This window comes from Prevotella melaninogenica, from assembly GCF_013267595.1.
GTDB classification, from domain to species: Bacteria; Bacteroidota; Bacteroidia; order Bacteroidales; family Bacteroidaceae; genus Prevotella; species Prevotella melaninogenica_D.
Window position 1 is genome coordinate 555,710 of record NZ_CP054010.1, and the last position, 17,055, is coordinate 572,764.

Sequence of the window (17,055 nt, forward strand, 5' to 3'; positions counted from 1 at the left end):
TTAAATTGTATTAGTCAGTCTTCGTATTTGTAAGTCGACACTCAATGTGACATTATCAGTAACTTCTTCTATAACACTCAGTGAACCTTTCTGAAGGCATCGTTCAGCCTGATTAATCCAAGATTGTTGTGTAAAGTTGATGTTATACTGCGTAAAGCTATATTGTATCAAAGGTTTTATCTTCTCATTGTATGCTTTGCGTATCGTCTCGTCAAAACGAGAATCTGATGCATTTTTACCACTGCATTCCCATAACAATGTCCCATCTTCTTGAACCTCAGACTTTCGTTGTGTTTCCAAACTGAATTTGTTATCTGGGAAAAGGCGAGATGCGTAAGGGATGGTATCATTCCCAACACATAGCTCGTCAGAAACTAAATGTTGACCAAAGAAAATAGAGTAAAAGGGATTGGCTATCAAACTCTCCATAAACTTATCATACTGGTATATTATCTTATCTTCCAGTTTGATGAGATTGTTCAGTGCATTGCTTCCAGCCGTACCTTTCAGGAAATTATATTTGTCCGTTAGCTGTTTCTTCTCCTCATCCCATAATGCTATAATTTCGTTATGATTGAGAACCTTTGTTATTAGTCCAGTGTCAGGGTCAATACCTATTATGGCATTGACCTTCATATTCTCTAATTCATTAATTAGGGTTATTGACTCCACATATTGTTCTGGAAAAATAGAAGGAATGTCATCTTTTACACTGAAGGCAAAGCCCTGTGTTCCTTCTGCATCCGTAAATCTCTCTACTGAGTAATCTTTCTTACTGACAATAGTACTGACAGGTATCTCGTCAAGCTTCGTGGTGATGGTCTGCACACAACGGTACTTGTAATCTCTTTGTGTCAGACCACCTTCTTGGACGTGACCGTGTAATCGATCTATCAAACTCATTATCTACGCGTTATTTAATATTGACAACTCCGCCTTTACCTTGGTTAATGTTGACAGGGTTACCCACAATGTCTACAGGACCATCAGCTGAAACGGTTACACCCAAATTTTCATTTGGTCCGACAACAGTCTTTGTTGTTCCCTTTATGTTTATTGTAGTACCATTAAGATTAATATTGGAGCTATTTATATTAATACCATTTTTATCAATAACGATAGAAGAATCTCCGACCATAAAGGTAATAATAGAATCAGCTGCTAAAATAACGTTACCATTTTTATCAAGTATGAGTTCACTTTTAGCATCCCCAACAGAAAGACCTATTTTAGCTTGAGCATCCATGCAAGCATTACCTGCACCATCAAAGTACATGTTTACAGTGCCCTTATCGTGTAGTCTTACGCTACCTGCAGAATCGTCAAGTTTCAAGGAGCTACCACTTCGTGTGGTGAGGCTCTTGCAGTTGTTACCCTGACCACCGCCACCACCTGTTGTTCCGTTAAAGAGACTACCCATAACGTATGGTCTTGCAGGGTCTCCATGACGAAAGCCGAGGAGGACTTGGTCGCCTACCTCTGGGATAAATACAAAACCACGGTTGCTCTTTACGTCCTTACTACTACCGCCATCTGGTGTCATTACACGCACCCAGCCTGTCTGCATACCATCCGTCTGCCAGTTCATTCGTACGCGCACACGACCCTTGCCCTGTGGGTCAGCATTACTAAGCACGGTTGCCATCTGTGTCTCTGCTAATGGCATACGTACCTTTGGACTTGGCAGTGCCTTTATTGTTGCAGGGATAGCCTTAAAGCGGTTTTTGTAGTAGCTTCCTTGACTCACCTCATGTGTTATTTCGATAATGATAAAGTTACCCAAGCTCTCTTCTGATAGGTTCCCTACACGCTCCAAGAACGAGCTGTAGAGGCTTATGACTGAACCTACACGCAGGGTTGGTACCTGACTCTCTGCCGTGATATAATGTGTCTCGGCAGTCTCAGCCGCCTGCTTACGTCCCATGTAATTAATAAGCTCCGTCTCATTGCTGATACGTGGTAGTGCATGTTGTCGTGCAGGTTTTGAGAACATTCCGAGTGATGCACGGAAAGCCTCACCTGATAGTTTGTCATGACCATATGCCAAGTCTGGTGTCATACGTTGCATCTCACGGTCAGCACCAGAGTGATAAGAGAACACCTGTTCTGAACGTGCCAATGTCTGTAACCCAATGTCAAGCGAAGACAGCGTCGTTCCATATTCCAATATTATAGGGTCAGCCAATCTCCTTGGTTTACCAAAGATGAGTTTTGTTCCATCGAAATACATCCACTCTTGATACTGATGTGCAAGACGGCGGATAAAGTCGAAGTCAGACTCTTCGTATTGGCAGATATAGTCTTTGTTTTCCTTGAATGCCGGATTTAACTCCAACTGTACCTTAGCTTCTGCGCATAGTTTCTTAACCACATCCCCAATGGTTGTGTCATTCCATGAGAAACAGCTGTGTGCCGTTTCCATTCTGTAAGTAGCAGAATAACCTGAAACGATGATACATCCAAAGTCACTTCCTTCTCTGTGTAACTGTACATTTGTCACCACTCCCACGAAGATAGGAGTGTTTGCAGCCTTTACGACGATGCTTTGTCCGAGCCACTCTTTACTACTGCTGATATTATGTACATATTTATTTCCCCCCGATTCGAGCTCAACAGACATTTGGAATCGGTGGTGTTTACCTATATTTTGTTCGATTTGTAGAGAAATAAAAGAAGAAAGAGACTTCTTTCCTATGCTGATAGTAATGGGGTTGAAAGGAATTGACATGGGTTGTTTGTTTTGAAAATTAAAAGCTAATTGGCTTATACGGCATTACATTTAGAAGCTCAAGGGAAAGCTATCGGAGTATGTAGGATCGTAAAGTTTCCCCTCGCTTGAGTAAGAAACGAAAAAGGACTATGCCAAGTACGAAGGCTCAGCATAGTCCTAATGTTTCTCAGACTTATGTGCGAGGCCAACGGTTGTCAAGCTCAGCATTGCCAACGGTGATATTCTCAGCAGAGAAAGTCATACCGATAGTCATAGGAGCCTCGTTGTTAACGTCGAGTGTTTCCTTGTAGTGAACGATGTAAGCATTCTTGAAAGAAATCTCCTTCATCTTAGCATCCTCTTCACTCTTCTTGTAAACGATCTTACCCTCAACAGGCTTGAACTGGCTGTTAAGCATAGCCTCGATAGTAGAAGTGTCATCAGTAGACTCGATGGTTACACTGATACGACCGCCAGAGATGCTTGATGCAGGCTGACCCTTCTTGTCAGTTGTACGACTGAACTCGTAGTTAGAATAGAGTACATCATACTCCTTACCACCCAATTCCAAAGTTGCTCTAAATGAACTCATAATTGAAAAGTTTTAAGTTGTTAGAAAAAAAATGATAAACGAGGCACCCTTATCATCTCCTTAACCAGAAAACAAAAAAGAGAAAACCTCAACAACTTCTTGAAGTCCCCTCTGTACGGCTGTTAAACAGTCTTGCTCTTGGAGAAAGAGGAAGATTCACAATCTGTTGTTTTACGATGCCAAAAGTAGAAAGATATTTTTATAAAAGCTAAAGAAAAACATAAAATAACATGGGTTTAACATCTAATAAGCAAAATCCTCACCTTACTTCGAAAGTAGAGGAAACACCTAAATTATAATAAGAATAAACTTGTCAACTAATCAGCCTGCTTACTTATTCACTTGTCCATCCTCATAGAGATGTAAACAATTTTTCATCTTCTATCTTTCCATTTATGCTTAATAGCCTTCGAAAAGACGCCCTTTAGGCTTGCTAAAGATGCCCTTTTGAAGGCTAACTAACGCCCTTTTGAAGGCTAATTAGGCACCTTTAAATTTGCTATCTTGTAAGAAACTGACTACTAAGTATTTATAAAACCACATAAAAACTTAGTTTTAAACGTATTTTTCTTACTAAAAACGTTCAGTAATGTAAAGACTTTTCAATTCGCCCTTTCTCCTATATCAATTCATATCTTTAGTTTTGCCACTTAAGGTTAGGTTTCTGACGAAATGTCACACAGAGAAAAAGGGAGGACGGAGGATTATTTCTATTAGCAATTTATAAACAAAGCGTTTATCCCAAAGTATTTATCAAGAATCTGTAGGCTACACCTCCGTCGCTCTTTGTACCTATTATATAAGACTATTAATTTATCATTCCATATTTCGGAAGAAGCCTGATATAATACTAAAAGTTGATTTTAGATACAGAGTTAAGGCTTGTTTTATGAGATAAGTATCTCTTGTTTAGGTAGAGAACTTTATCAATTAAATACTTATAAAATATTAAAAACAGAAAAAAGTTGCCCATATCTATTAAAAATAATATATATTTGCACAATATTTTGGTGTGATATGAACTATCTAAAACTACCTTTGGATTTATCAGGGGCTTTAAATGGACAAATCCAACGCTGCTCCTATGAGGAGTCAATTGCCCAGCATCTCATGATGTTGGTGGTTTCTCGTCATGGAGAAGTGGAAGGAAGAGAGGATTACGGTTCGATTATATGGGACTTGGAATTCAATCAAGTTTTGAAAAACGAAGACTGGGAAGATAAGGTCAGACAGTCATTGGAAGCCACTATAATTAAGTATGAACCTCGTCTAAAAGACGTCCATGTAAGAGTAGAACTTACTGAGGTTGAGGAAGATGTCAGAGATAAGTTCCCTAATGCTCGAAAGCGTGTACGCTTGTGGGTAAGTGGTCTTATTGTAAGAAATGACCAGCACTTCAACTTTAATACACATCTTTATATAAGTCCAATATCACAATAAGATTGGCTGATAGAAAGGAAAGTGTAATATAAGAAGATGAAACGAATAAACATATTGAACTACTTAACACTCTTGTTACTTTTCTTCTGTTGCACATCGTGTGACAGCAAAAGAACTATGGACAATATGAGAAACGATTCACTTTTTGTATGGCAGTCCGCTTTGATAGTATCAAAGTATTATCCTGTATACGAACCCAGTATGCACGTGTTATGGTGGAATGAGCATACAAATCGTTGATAGTCTTTGTTAAAGGACCAAGTAGGTTACCCAAATGAGATACATTATTATTAGAGATGAAAATAAAATATGATAGATAAAAGGCAACAGAGTATAAAAGAACGTCTTCGGAGATTTGCAATGGACTTGTGGAATATCACAGATCTGAGGCAGATGGATCCCGTTATTGATTTAATTCTTGACGTAATAGCCTATAATAGTAGTAGACTTCATCAGAAAATATCTGATTCTGATTCAAATATTCTGTATCGTTTGGCATGTTTGTTAGTACCTCAGCAGTGGTCACTTCCAATGCCTTCCCATGCTTTGTTGAGTGTGGAACCTAAGAGTGACGAGTCTCGCTTACTAACATTAACAGATCGTTTTTATACGAGGAAGATGATGTTTGAAAAGGGATGGGTAGACCTTGACTTCTCTCCTCTAAGTAATTACCCTTTAGTAAATGCCAAGATAAAGGCCTTATCCTACGATAGTCGGGTAATGTATTCGTATGAGGGTAGTCTGCAAGAAACAGAACTTCCAAATATAGTAGTGCCGTCAGAAGATGGTGTTGTGTGGATAGGTCTGGAAATGACACAGAGTCTACTACGCTCAACTCATAAACTGATATTGTGTATTCTTTTGGAAAACAATAACCTCAGACCTTTCCTAAGAGATGTGCATGTCTATGATGGAACTGGAGAGAGATTAGAAGTATCGGTTCCACAGTTCCCACTTGAACAGAGTGAGAAGTATCACTACTTTAATGAGATTAGTGACTATTATTCAAAAAACTATGTTCAGATAAGTCTTGATTCAAAAGCCCTCTCATCTAATCCTTTCAGTACCTATCCTTCAGAATGGGAAGTTTCTGAAGAGGGAGACGATGAAAGCAGTAAACTGGTATGGTTAAAGTTGAAATTTCCAGTGATGTTTAATCATGTGGATTTTGGGAAAGTACGTTTTCTACTCAATACTTATCCAGTTGTCAATCGTAGCTTGGTAACAATACAGCATGATTTTGCACGAAAAGGTAATATCGTAGCTCTACCATGCAAAGAAAATCGTTTCCTCCTCAATGTAGAATCTTTTCATGATGATGCTAACCACCAGTACGTGGATATTGTGCGGAATTATAATGAATCTTCTACAGGCACTTACAGTCTTTACTTTGGAAACATAGAAAGATTTGACTCAGACAATGCTCGCATATTGATAAACAAACTAATTCAGTTAATCCATGAAGACGGAAGTGCTTTTGAGAGTATGGAGATAGATACGCTCACGGATCAGCTGAATAATCTCTATAACAATATAGAGAACATAGAAAAGAGCATCTACGATTTCACTCAAGATAAGAGCATCCCTCGTGCTTTTCTGTTTACACAGCCTTACAAAAAGACATCAGAGGTTGAGGTGAGTTATTGGACTACTGATGCTGAGGTTGCTAACGGTTTGGATAGTCGTACTGTGGTCTACCAAACCGAGAATGACAAATTCTCACAAAGCGGGTTGTTGTTCCAGACAACGACAAAACAAGGTAATGCTCACGACTCAGAACGTGATCTGATTAATCGACTCCGTTATGGTCTACTGTCAAAGGACCGTATTGTTACACGCGAAGATATAAAGAGTTTCGTACTTTGTAGTTTAGGGAAATTGGCGAAATCTGTAGATATCAGAGATGGTATAGCTATCTCAAACGATGTGCGACGTGGTATTATCCGTACAACAGAAGTAAGAATAGAACTTTCAGGTGCAAGTAAAGAAGAAAAAGTTGATTTACCTGCAATGACAAGTTTCTTAGAAGACGAACTTTCAAAGCGTTCTATCAATAAGACACCTTACAAGATATTTTTCGTATGAATACACAAAATTACAGCAATAGCCTCATAGCTGCTATTAAGTTAGCCAAGGCAATGGCACATCAGGATAAGCACCTATCATTCGGTGTAGCTCATCTTGTTATCGCTATGTTGACTGAACAGACAGGTTTGCGTGAGATCCTGAACTCGATGCAAAAGGAAGTGAACTACATCAGCGATTGGTTTGAGACTTACCGTGAGATGTATGTCGGTGTTGAGCATGATGCAGGTGAGATAATCGCCGACCACGAGGTAGAGACGGTACTTGATGAGGCAGAACGCTCAAAGATTAAGCTTGGTACAGACTCTGTTGACGCCTTGTGTGTGTTCTCAGCAATTGTCAGAGATGGTGTGGTTTACTCCCATCAGCAGATAGAATCAATTGGTGTGACAGAAGATGAGATAATGGAATATTTTGAGGCTTCAACCTCTCCTTTATCTCCAGTTGCAGAGATGGATATGGGTAGTTCTATCCAATACGTATCTGATCTCCGCCGAGCAGAACTCTTAGAAGAAGGTAAGTCTATTATCGGTCGTAGCAAGGAAATACGTCTGATATTGGAAACGTTGGAACGTTCTGAACGACAAGGTATTCTGCTTGTAGGTGCACCGGGTGTTGGTAAGACGGGTATTATCAGAGCACTTGCCCATGAAATGGAAATCAACCAAGATGAGATTATCAACCAAACATCGTTGGTCGGGCTGAACACATCAAAGATTCTTGCACAATCAGGCAATGAAACTGAGATTACCCAAAAACTTACGGGACTTTTGCAGAAGATGAATCAAGCAAAGAGTCGTGGTGTGCTTGTCATTGACGACCTACAGTTGTTGCTCGAAAGTGGTAACCCAACGGCAGCCACCTATATACTCAACAACCTTGATGCTCAAATTTGCGATGGTGCAGTCACACTGCTGATGGTTCTGTCTATGGATGCCTTCCGTAAGCACATTGAGAAACATTCTATTGCAAATAGACTGAATATTATAAATGTAGAGGAACTCGAACCGAATATTCTTCGCAGTGCATTACTAAAACATAGAACAATTCTGCAGGCTTATTATAGTCTGCCAATGACGGAGGAGGCATTCATAAGTGCATATAATCTTTCTAACAGATACTACAAGGAAAAGAGCCAACCAGCCTCAACATTAGACCTCATTGATAGTACTGCAGCCTCGGTAAGACTGAGTAATAAGAATGCTGCAGGTATTGTAGAACAACTTGTGGAGCAGTATGAGAAGTACAAGGCAATGCAGGTAGAAGATGTGAGTGATTTCGACTTACATCTGCTTTATCATACAATCTTTAACAAGGTGAGTGTTGTTTTGACTTCAAAGATAGAAGACGACTTCGTACTAACGGATGATGATTCAACACAGGAGAAATTAGATAAGCTTGGTAAAATGTTGAACGAACTCTCTGCCCTTTCACAGAAAGGTATTGAGAAGGTTAGCTCATTAGAAATAGAATCAGTTGTGGCAGATGACACTGGTATCCCAATCGGAAAGATTCAGGCACAAGAGAAAGACCGACTCTTGGGTATCGAAACCAAGTTGCACGAAAGAGTTAAGGGACAGGATAAAGCTATTCGTACCCTTTCAGATGCTATCATCGAGTCACGAAGTGGTCTGAGTGACCCAAAGAAGCCTATCGGTTCATTCTTCTTCCTTGGCCCTACTGGTACGGGTAAGACAGAGTTGACGAAATCGTTAGCCGATCTTCTTTTTGATGATGACACAGCAATGATTCGTTTCGATATGTCCGAGTTTAAGGAAGAACATTCAGCAGCCCTATTGTATGGTGCTCCTCCAGGATATGTTGGCTATGAAGAGGGCGGTTTGCTTGTGACAAAAATCCGCCAAAAGCCTTATTCTGTCGTACTCTTTGATGAGATTGAGAAGGCACATAGTAGTGTCTACGATATCTTCCTGCAGATTATGGATGAAGGTAAGGTGCATGATAAATTAGGACGTGAAGGTGACTTCTCCAATTCTATCATCATCTTTACTTCTAATATTGGTAGTCAATGGATTGCTGAACAGATTCAGAAGGGACATCAGCCAACCTCTAACGAACTGATTGAGGTTATGTCGAAGTACTTCCGTCCTGAGTTTCTTGGTCGTTTGACAGAGGTAGTCCCATTCTCACCTATTACAGAGGCGGTTGCTCAGCAGATTTTCCTTCTCCAATTCTCACGCCTGCAGAAGCAGTTGTTGGAGCAGAAGGATATTCAGTTGGATTTAGCACCAGAGACAATAGCCTACCTTACCTCCAAGGGATTCTCGCCACAGTATGGTGCGCGTCCTATTGCAGGTGTAGTGAGAACTTATCTGAAGAAGACTATTTCCAAGCTGATTGTCTCAGAGGCTATCAAATCTGGCAATCACATAATAGCAACCTATAAAGATGGAAATCTGCAATGGAATCACGCATAACAACTTCTAACAGGGATTTAGAAGGATTCAGTAATAGTGATGCACGTCATCTTATTGCGGAAGTCTTCTATGCTGAACTGCAGTTTATTACTGGGGAGGATTTGCTTGACAAGACCGTTGTTATGACTCACGGAATGAATAGCCGTGTGAACTCTCAAGATATTATCGAGTTGCAGAAAGAGGAAGTCTATAAGGATGGACAATTAAGGGAACGACTGATACTTAACCTTGCAAGAAATGGTTTTTATCATCAGTTGCCTGAGTTTATGTTCCACCCTATTTCTCTTAGCTCACCAGGAATGAGCAACAAGGAGGTTGTTGAAGCAATTCGAGAGAATAGGAAGAAGGCAGAGAAGGCGATACACTTTTTCTCTCCGTTCGACACAATGATGTTCCATGACAGTGTACGTATCTTTGAGCGGCAGTTATCCTTATTTGAAAGGCCGTCTGAGAATGTTATTATCAAGAATGTCACCAGTCTTTTCTTTTCGAAGACAGCCCCTCTTACTGTTGACGAAAGATACAAGATGTTTTTGTGTCTTCTCAAGGTAGAGCATTACAAGGAGAATCTTTCTGCATTGGAAGAATTACTTTCAGTAGTCTGCGCTATTGACGCTAAGATACGATATGTCTATCATTACGAAGAGAATCTTCCTTACATTAGCTTGGGTGATTGCATGTTGGGGGTTGACTCAGGACTTGATGGACAATTACTATGTGAGTTGGATGATGTTGAAGTAAATCTCTGCTTTCATGATACGATAAAAGAAAGTGTATTGAAAAAGCAGATAGAAACAGTAAAGTATGTGCTGTCATTCTTTCTCATTTCGTCCAGAGATATAAAGATAATATATACTGTCACGACAAATACAGAACTCGTCTTAGGACAGAATTATTTAGGTTATGATACGAATTTATAAGAAGAAATAATGAAACCTTTAATATTTTTCTTTTTGAAATACTTATTGGCTCCGCTTCTTGCAATGGTCATGGTGTTCGTTATGGGAGCACTGAAGTCTATTCGACAGCAGCTGGGCATGAAGAGGATTATTGTCTTTGCTCTTTTAGCAGGACTTTTCCTTGGACTTCCTTCTCTCTTCGGCTATTTGAAGAATGAATATGTGTGGGGAGGACTTGTACTGACTGTTACTTCTTATCTCATTCTCGGATTTTTCTATCTATGGGCATTGCGCGTGGTCATTAGCAAGAAGAACGATGATATGTCTATCGAACTTCTCGTAACAGTGCTCTCAGGTATTATCGGAATGTGGATTTACTATCTTGTATTCAACTGGATTAGCGGAGGATTGGAATATACCCCTTGGGCGATGACAGCTGTCTGCTGGTTTATGATTCCTTACTTCGTCTTCCGTAGTTTCAAGTATTTCCGAAACATACAACCAGCAATCTACGACTTGTGGAGAATCAATCATAGTGGATTTAATCGAAACTATTGGGACAATCTCGATACTTTCAAGGCATTAACTGTCAAGGTGAAACTTAAGCGAAAGGTGGGTGATTTCGATTATACAACCCTTTCAGTTCGCTTGGCTGAGGGTATCGCTTTAGGAGACTGGTTTGACTGGCTTGTTGAAGACCAAAATCGTCGTTTTCCACAGGCACAGATTGAAATCAATATGGAAGGTGCTGAAAGTGGTTGGATTTTCTATACGAGCCGATGGTTCCGCTATCCTCTATTTATTCGGATGCTGGACCCACGTTGCACAGCCACAGAAAACAAAATAAAGAAAAATCAAGTTATCTATATAAAACGAGTAAAAAGCATAAACCAGATACAACATGAAGAAGATTGAGCATTTGCCAATAAACTGGGTTAACGGCCAGAAAATTAATAATACCCATTTCTTTGAGACATATTACAATGTAGTTGAAATGCTAAGACAGAACCGTGAAGAGGAACTGACAAGCTATAACTATGGATTCGGTGATAAGTCTGAAAAAGAAGAATGTTCTATTGACATGGATATTAAGGGTGAGTCTGCAGAGACTTTATCAGTAGAACTTAGAGCATGTAATGCGGTGACTCGTAATGGTTACCATATTCTCTTTACAAAGGAATTGTATGGCGATTTCACACCAAAGTGTACGCTCAAAGATATCGAGATTGATCTCTCTACACGTCAGGTAGTCTGCATTCTCCTTACTGTTAATCCTTATAAGATGTTACCAGTTGGTGTGCCAGATCCAGAAACTACCCCACTCCATCATCCTTACGTATTACCAGAGGTTACTTTGCAATTGGTATTGGAGCAGAATCTTAATAAGGCCTTCCTTGAGGGTAATAGTATAGTAGCGGGAAAGGTTATCGTAGATGGTGGTTCCTTCTTGATAGATAGCGACTATATCCCAGCTATTCAGCGTATCAACTGTTCTGAGAGAGCTATGCATGCTTTAGAGAATATGACAGAAACACTTGAGCGTATTCACAGCAATGCACTCAAGGTATATGCTAAGAATATTTCTAACCCTCACCGCAGTATGCTTGCAGACAACACTTTCGCTCTTTGCGATGTGGTGAAGAATTTCTATAGCCAGCATTGCTTTGAATTGAAGAATATTGCAGCTGAGCAGCCTCCAATCTATACTGTGCGCTTTGCAAATGCATTAGCTAATCTTCTGCTCACTTCACTCCGTTCTTTACCTGAGAAGGACTTTGAGACACTATTGCAGTACTTTGATGAGTGGACAAATATTAAGCCGTCTGACTTTATGCACAAGACAAGCGATATTGCTCATTTGAGCTATAATCATCTTGAGTTGAATACTCTCTTTGTGAGCATTGCAGCATTCCTCAATGTAATTGATACGCTTTTCCATAAGTTGAGCGAACTCGAATACGTTGGACTCATCAAGGAGAATATTATTATTAGCGAGGATAATAGTGGCAAGGTCTCTGAGAGTGAGCGTAAGTCATGGAAGGTTTGGGATTAACAGAGATACACTTGACAATGGTAGAAAAAAATAGAAAAGAACGCCGTCAGGCAAAGAACTCTTTTGTTTTTATCTTTAGCTTCACGCTATTGCTTTTCGTACTCTTTGCTGTTTGCACATTGAAAACTGCCGAACGTGGAATCAACATGGTAGACGAAAAGAAAGTGCGTTATGATGAGGTATTCCGTAAGCAGGCAAGCTATAATTTCCGTATGGATCAAATGTTCAAGGATATGAACAATCTTGTTACTGAGAAGCGTACGGATAATGAGCAGGCGCAATATCAGATGATAATTGCTCGTCACAGACAAGACATGCAGGATGAAATCTATCGTGGTGATAATGACACCACCAACTATGTTCTCTATAAGACACTGTTTGATCAACTACAAGCTACGCAGGAAACCACTGCGACTTACTTTGATGAGAAACGTGACTTAGACTACATTATGGAACAGATTCAGAAAGCAACTGAAATTTTAAATAGAAAAAGAGAATAATAATTTATTATTATGACAAGAGACGAAAAAATATGGTCCAGTATTAAGTTTACGCTTTTGTTATGCTTTTCTGTGGCCTTACTTTATATCCTCCTTTGTAAGTATGTCACACCAATTCCAGAATCCATTACAGGTAATGCGGTGACAGAAATCAATGATGCCGAGGCTATTCTTGAAGATCAGAAGGAAATGAGTGAGAAACTGATTACGCTGAAGAAGGATATTGATTCGCTTAACTTCGAGATACAGCAGACACAGCGTATCAGTGAGATAAAAGATCGTATGACACAGCTGCAAGACAACTATCGCAAACATTCTTATGATCCGAAATATCTCTATTGTATGCGTGCATTCAAAACGATACAAGACTATTTCGACATAAAGCAGAAACTCTATTGGACAACCAAGAATACGGAAGACAGAAAAAAGATTCTCGAAGAAATGAAGACTAAGATTAGATAAGGCTTTTGTTGGCTTTGCCTGGTTTCTCGTCTACCTTTCTGCTGGAATAGTTGATAAAACTCATTCATCCACAAGAAACATATGCTCTCCATAATCCTATTGCTATGAATATAGCGCATCGGTTTACAACCAAGTTATATGTGGCTAACAATTAACAAATTAAACCCCTTATGATATAACAATTAAAAAACAATAATTATGACTGAAAGACAAAAAATCATTTTGGCTATCGTTTCGGCACTGGCTGTAGTCGGATTATTGGTGGCTTTGCTTCTCCCCTCACGCAACGTCAACAAGAATCTTGACTTTTTCATTCAGGACAGTAATGCAAATAGTCAATTGGAAGTAAATGAGCCTTTGAAGTTTACCATTAATGACTCTGCAGCAGTTGTTGACAAGAGAGTATTATGGAAAATGGGTAATGGCGACAGTATCATTGGTAAGCCTAACATTAGTTATGTTTACAAACAGGCAGGAAAGTACCTCATCACACTACAGGTTGATGGTAAGGTTGTCACAGAAAAGACTATTGATATTGTGAAGATTACCAAGGACACTGTAGCAGTTGATTCTATTCCTAAGATTGTCGGACCAACACAAGGTTATGCAGGTGAGCGACTCGTATTCTCAGCCGAAGGCGATGGTATGACAAGCTGGCTTTGGGAATTCGGTGAGAGTGGAACTATTGATGCTTTTGAGCGTCAGGTGGTTTATAAGTATGACGAGCCTGGTAAATATCTCATCAAACTGAAGACTAATACCACTTTGTATCCTGTATCTCATGTCATAACTATCCTTCCAAAGGTTGAAGACATCATCGAGAATCCAGCTGATGAGGCTGATCAGCCAAAACCAGAGCCTATTGATACATTAGCTATGGTACAGAATGGTATCAAGAAGCATCTACAAGCTATTGCCAATGCAGGTGCAAGAGATAAGGAAGCATTCTATGCACATCGTAATTTCATTATCAATAACTATCTCGGCGGTAATGGTAATCAAGTCGTTGTACACATCAATGGCGAGCGTTATAATGTGTTCCCAGACTATTGTCAAGGATTACACTTCCTCGAGAGTAATCGTTACGGACGTGTGACTATTGACGATGTGAAGGTAGATGATTTCCATCATATTACAAAAATTGAAGTAACTCAAAGAAATACAGGAAAATAAAATTAGGAAATATGAAAGCGTTCCATATTATAGCAGGTCTTGCATTCTTCTTTTTAGGTGCTCAGAGTAGTCTGGCACAGGTGGGAAGATATGATAAGACACATGCTGTCGGTAAAAAGAGTTTTAATTACTTGACAGAAGATACACGAAAGCAGAAGACACACAACAATAAGGATGTGCATATTGTCTTCTCAGATCGTGACCATAACAAGGCATACGCTGGACCGTATGCACAGCGCATCCTGAGTGAACAGAAGCTTGGTGCGCCATTCTATGTTATTGGTGAGAAAAACGGATTCTATAAGGTTGTTGCTGCTAACCAGAGCTTGCTCGGACAGCCTAAGGGTATGTTTGCACCACTTTTCAGTTCAAGAACTCACTTTAAAGATGCTAAAAAATCACCATTCGTAGGATGGATTGATAAGAATAGCGTGCTGGAGTATAATCATGCCTTTGTGTCTAAAGATAACAACTTCCCAGTACGTTATCGAATCGGTGCATCCACTGTGTCACGATTGTCAAATATAAAGAGATTCTTTACTCTTGACTCTCTGAACCTCTATGGCGATCCCTTCTTCCTCGATAAGAGCAAGGGAAAGCTTGTAGCTGGTCAGATTGTGTATGCTTATAAGTACGATGCAAGTAAACAGGCTATACTTGTTTCTGATCGTCCTTCGCTCTCTGACTCTACTCGCACAACACTCGGGTGGATTCCTGCTGACCTCACTGCAATGGTAGGACAGAATCACGTTTATCTGTTGGATGCTAATTATCCTGAGTTTGCTGGTTTCCCATTGGGTTCTAAACTTCTCTTTACTGCTGATGGAAATTGGACAAACACGTCGACAGACCAGAAAGTGCCAATAAACCTTCCTTTGTCTGTATGGGACAGGAAGAAGACTTATATGCTTAATGTAAAAGGTAGAGATGTTGCTGTGGCAGAACTCGATCAACTCATTGAGAATAGCAAGAATATAAATGTCCACCTTGTGTTCTTTGATAAGGACCGTCTACTTGTGCGCAACCTTGTTAATGCTTTCCAGGGCATAAGCGAAAAGGTATCAAAGGATTCTCAAGCGAAGTTCTCTGTTACATCAGTTTCTCAGAAGGGAAATAGACATCTCTCACCAACAACCGACTTTGGTAAGTGGATTGACTATCTTACAAAGATGACTTCACCAAACACTATTGGGGCAACAGGTGGCTACGGCTTCCATGATGCGATGAATACCATCTTTAGAGAGACACCTTATTCTAAGTTTGATAATAATGTGTTCATTATCTTGGGTACTGATGAGTTCCCAACTTTCACTTCTGACATCAACTCTGAGATATATTCGCGTTCAGCTACTCTCCTTCTTGCTCAAATCCTTTCTAAGGATGGTATGCCTTATCAAGACTTCATCCTGCAGTCTAAGCAGCTACTTGATAATAACATCCTGGAGTATATGAGCTTCTCTGGAGACTATCTCTGCGAACCAAAATGGACAAAGAATGGCTCGTTCAAAGATATGAGTACTGATAACGAGAATGTTTATTTGCTTGATGCACCAAAGAACAGCGTTATTACAGGTGGTTTTGTTTATCCAAAACTTTATTCTGAACTTTCAAGTGCAGGTCTTTCAAATGTACTTGATTCACTGTTTATGCAGCTCAATGCACGTAACAACGAACTTGTAAATGTGACACGTAGCGCAGAGAATAAATATGGTGTTCTTCGTGCTATTCCTACACAAGAGGTGGTGAATCTCTGTGACAGTGCTGCAATCTCTGTAACTGACATTGAAAAGAACAACATCAACGACCTTCTCTTTAAGAAGATGTGGTTTACACCACAGCAGCTTTCAACTTATGACGAGGGATATCTTTTTGATAAGGATGAGATGCAGAATCTTCTTGATGGCTATCGTGATTTGATGCCTTATATCAATGCAGACTCTCTTGGAAACCAAGAACTTGCAGTATTGAGAAATAACTTTAAGCGTCAGAGCAAGCTGGTTAACATCCTTTCTTATCGCAAGGCTCTCAGTACGAAGTCTTCAATTTCAAAGGTTTATTATCATCGCGTTTCAGTTCCAAGTTCTGATGCATTGAACTACATTGTACGTGTAAAGGATATTCGCCGTAAGAAGTGTAATGAAAGCGAATGGGATCTGGCTTACAAGGAGATGTTTAAGAAGCTTGTTAATCTCGAGACACGCTTCAAGTCTGGACGCTTGAATACTATATATGTTGCTGGAAAAAGCTATTACTTTATTCCATTAAAGGAGCTTCCATAAAGCATTTAAGATATAAGATATAATGATATGGATAAATACATTTCTGACATAGTTCAGGTGTATTTATCCATATTTTATTTTCTTATTATGCTGTCTAATGAACTTATTTCAGGTACTGTCCTATAAAAGTATGGGCTAGTCTGATGATTTACAATACCTAGTGATAAATAGGGATAAATGATGAAGTCCTCCAGCATCTTGAGAGAGAAAAAACAGTGAAACAGACTGTCATTGATACGTGTTTCTCCTGAAAATCTATCCACTAACTCAAAAAGCTCTTACATTTATTCTTATTCCTGACTATTAGTTTGTATTTTTGCAGGTAAAAACAGAGTGGGACTACAGAGAGTGCATAGCAATCTCCGATGAAGCGCTTGAAGTAGAGAAGAAGAAAGTAGTTATTCGACTGCCATTAGAAGTAATT

13 protein-coding genes are annotated in these 17,055 nt (G+C 39.6%); 10 read left to right on the plus strand and 3 right to left on the minus strand.

Translation table 11 applies throughout. The annotated features are described in order from the left end of the window. From FIU21_RS02130 to tssD, 3 genes are all read right to left on the minus strand, one after another. Positions 1-903 (minus strand): hypothetical protein, encoded by a 903-nt coding sequence (locus FIU21_RS02130; protein ID WP_004359683.1) that lies wholly within the window; start codon positions 901-903, stop codon positions 1-3. 10 nt (positions 904-913) lie between these two features. Then, the gene (locus FIU21_RS02135) at positions 914-2,728 is read right to left on the minus strand and encodes a type VI secretion system Vgr family protein (protein WP_172891287.1); all 1,815 of its coding nucleotides are present in this window, start codon (positions 2,726-2,728) and stop codon (positions 914-916) included. Between the two features lie 175 nt (positions 2,729-2,903). Next, positions 2,904-3,302: a type VI secretion system tube protein TssD gene (gene tssD, locus FIU21_RS02140; protein ID WP_172891288.1), complete on the minus strand. Its 399-nt coding sequence runs from the start codon at positions 3,300-3,302 to the stop codon at positions 2,904-2,906. Between the two features lie 1,017 nt (positions 3,303-4,319). On the opposite strand from tssD, the gene FIU21_RS02145 reads away from it, so the two are divergent. The 10 genes from FIU21_RS02145 to tssR all read left to right on the plus strand — a co-directional run bounded on the left by FIU21_RS02145 (position 4,320) and on the right by tssR (position 16,631). Next, positions 4,320-4,742: a GPW/gp25 family protein gene (locus FIU21_RS02145; protein WP_004359687.1), complete on the plus strand. Its 423-nt coding sequence runs from the start codon at positions 4,320-4,322 to the stop codon at positions 4,740-4,742. Between the two features lie 309 nt (positions 4,743-5,051). Continuing rightward, a complete protein-coding gene (locus FIU21_RS02150) occupies positions 5,052-6,827 on the plus strand; it encodes a type VI secretion system baseplate subunit TssF (RefSeq protein ID WP_004359689.1) in 1,776 nt (591 codons plus the stop codon). Further along, positions 6,824-9,265, plus strand: coding sequence for an AAA family ATPase (locus FIU21_RS02155; protein ID WP_004359692.1), 2,442 nt, complete (start codon positions 6,824-6,826; stop codon positions 9,263-9,265). The genes FIU21_RS02150 and FIU21_RS02155 overlap by 4 nt, the downstream gene beginning before the upstream one ends. Further along, a complete protein-coding gene (locus FIU21_RS02160; protein WP_004359693.1) occupies positions 9,250-10,185 on the plus strand; it encodes a hypothetical protein in 936 nt (311 codons plus the stop codon). The genes FIU21_RS02155 and FIU21_RS02160 overlap by 16 nt, the downstream gene beginning before the upstream one ends. Positions 10,186-10,194: 9 nt before the next feature. Further along, positions 10,195-11,079, plus strand: a complete 885-nt coding sequence (locus FIU21_RS02165; RefSeq protein WP_004359695.1) for a TssN family type VI secretion system protein — start codon at positions 10,195-10,197, stop codon at positions 11,077-11,079. Then, positions 11,066-12,217, plus strand: a complete 1,152-nt coding sequence (locus FIU21_RS02170) for a hypothetical protein (RefSeq protein ID WP_004359697.1) — start codon at positions 11,066-11,068, stop codon at positions 12,215-12,217. The genes FIU21_RS02165 and FIU21_RS02170 overlap by 14 nt, the downstream gene beginning before the upstream one ends. A gap of 17 nt (positions 12,218-12,234) precedes the next feature. Beyond that, a complete protein-coding gene (locus tag FIU21_RS02175; protein ID WP_036886040.1) occupies positions 12,235-12,717 on the plus strand; it encodes a type VI secretion system TssO in 483 nt (160 codons plus the stop codon). A 12-nt stretch (positions 12,718-12,729) separates the two neighbouring features. Continuing rightward, the gene (gene tssO, locus FIU21_RS02180; protein ID WP_004359700.1) at positions 12,730-13,179 is read left to right on the plus strand and encodes a type VI secretion system TssO; all 450 of its coding nucleotides are present in this window, start codon (positions 12,730-12,732) and stop codon (positions 13,177-13,179) included. Between the two features lie 198 nt (positions 13,180-13,377). Further along, positions 13,378-14,352 (plus strand): PKD domain-containing protein, encoded by a 975-nt coding sequence (locus tag FIU21_RS02185; protein ID WP_036886002.1) that lies wholly within the window; start codon positions 13,378-13,380, stop codon positions 14,350-14,352. An 11-nt stretch (positions 14,353-14,363) separates the two neighbouring features. After that, positions 14,364-16,631, plus strand: a complete 2,268-nt coding sequence (gene tssR, locus FIU21_RS02190; protein ID WP_004359702.1) for a type VI secretion system protein TssR domain-containing protein — start codon at positions 14,364-14,366, stop codon at positions 16,629-16,631. Positions 16,632-17,055: the final 424 nt, after the last annotated feature.

Coding starts and splice junctions, on each gene's coding strand:
- FIU21_RS02130 (WP_004359683.1), bottom strand. CDS start 903: ATGAGTTTGATAGATCGATTACACGGTCACGTCCAAGAAGGTGGTCTG.
- FIU21_RS02135 (WP_172891287.1), bottom strand. CDS start 2,728: ATGTCAATTCCTTTCAACCCCATTACTATCAGCATAGGAAAGAAGTCT.
- tssD (WP_172891288.1), bottom strand. CDS start 3,302: ATGAGTTCATTTAGAGCAACTTTGGAATTGGGTGGTAAGGAGTATGAT.
- FIU21_RS02145 (WP_004359687.1), top strand. CDS start 4,320: ATGAACTATCTAAAACTACCTTTGGATTTATCAGGGGCTTTAAATGGA.
- FIU21_RS02150 (WP_004359689.1), top strand. CDS start 5,052: ATGATAGATAAAAGGCAACAGAGTATAAAAGAACGTCTTCGGAGATTT.
- FIU21_RS02155 (WP_004359692.1), top strand. CDS start 6,824: ATGAATACACAAAATTACAGCAATAGCCTCATAGCTGCTATTAAGTTA.
- FIU21_RS02160 (WP_004359693.1), top strand. CDS start 9,250: ATGGAATCACGCATAACAACTTCTAACAGGGATTTAGAAGGATTCAGT.
- FIU21_RS02165 (WP_004359695.1), top strand. CDS start 10,195: ATGAAACCTTTAATATTTTTCTTTTTGAAATACTTATTGGCTCCGCTT.
- FIU21_RS02170 (WP_004359697.1), top strand. CDS start 11,066: ATGAAGAAGATTGAGCATTTGCCAATAAACTGGGTTAACGGCCAGAAA.
- FIU21_RS02175 (WP_036886040.1), top strand. CDS start 12,235: ATGGTAGAAAAAAATAGAAAAGAACGCCGTCAGGCAAAGAACTCTTTT.
- tssO (WP_004359700.1), top strand. CDS start 12,730: ATGACAAGAGACGAAAAAATATGGTCCAGTATTAAGTTTACGCTTTTG.
- FIU21_RS02185 (WP_036886002.1), top strand. CDS start 13,378: ATGACTGAAAGACAAAAAATCATTTTGGCTATCGTTTCGGCACTGGCT.
- tssR (WP_004359702.1), top strand. CDS start 14,364: ATGAAAGCGTTCCATATTATAGCAGGTCTTGCATTCTTCTTTTTAGGT.